The sequence below is a fragment of the Mesorhizobium sp. M7A.F.Ca.US.006.04.2.1 genome (assembly GCF_004022915.1).
Classification (GTDB): domain Bacteria; phylum Pseudomonadota; class Alphaproteobacteria; order Rhizobiales; family Rhizobiaceae; genus Mesorhizobium; species Mesorhizobium ciceri.
Genome location: NZ_RZQA01001416.1, coordinates 1 through 881 on the forward strand (window position 1 = coordinate 1; position 881 = coordinate 881).

Sequence of the window (881 nt, forward strand, 5' to 3'; positions counted from 1 at the left end):
GCAGACCCGTGGATGACGAAGTGATTGATGTCTACGCCAATCGTCAAGGCATGCGGTCCGCCAACGAAACAGCCCCTCACCGATACCGCGCCTGATTCCATTTGTGCCCCAGCAGCGACAGGATGATGATCAGCCCGTTGAAGAACTGCACATAGAAACCGCTCAATCCCGCCGCCACGACGCCGGTCTGGATGAAGGACACGGTAACCGCGCCGATGACGCCGCCGACGACGGTGCCGATGCCGCCCCAGGTCGGCGTGCCGCCGACGAACACCGAGGCCAGCACCGGCAGGAGATAGCCGTCACCGGCGGTCGGCCACCAGGTGAAGTTGATCATCACCGAGAAGGTGCCGGCGATCGCCGCACCGATGCCGACGAAGACGAACACTTTCACCCGCACGCGCTTGACGTCGATGCCCATCTGCTGGGCGCTGTCGGGATTGTCACCCACCACCCTCACCTGCGCGCCGAAACGATGGCGGTTATAGAGCATCGCCGACAGCACGACGAAGCCGATGGCCCAGAAGATCTGCACCGGAATGCCCAGGAGCTGGCTGGAGAAGATCGTGTAGGCCCAGCTGTCGCTGAGGCTGGTCAGCGCCATCGACTTGCCCTCGTTGATGATCTGGATCAGGCCGCGCAGCAGGAAATTCATGCCCAGCGTGGCGATCAACGACGACAGCCCGCCATAGACGACCAGCGAGCCTACGAGGAAGCCGAGCAGCATGCCGGTGACGAGTGCCGCGGCGATGCCGAGAAACGGATCGTAACCGGCCTGCACGACCAGCGCGAAGACCCATGAGGCGAAGCCCATCGTTGCCGGAAACGACAGGTCAATCTCGCCGCAGGTGACGACGAAGACCAGCGGCACCACCACGAAC

The 881-nt window shown here is 63.2% G+C and carries 1 protein-coding gene; it reads right to left on the bottom strand.

Annotated features, from left to right (window positions below; all coding sequences use genetic code 11):
- Nucleotides 1-76 precede the first annotated feature (76 nt).
- Nucleotides 77-881 (bottom strand): ABC transporter permease (locus tag EN925_RS37740; RefSeq protein ID WP_164894763.1); only part of this gene is annotated, 805 nt, incomplete at its 5' end.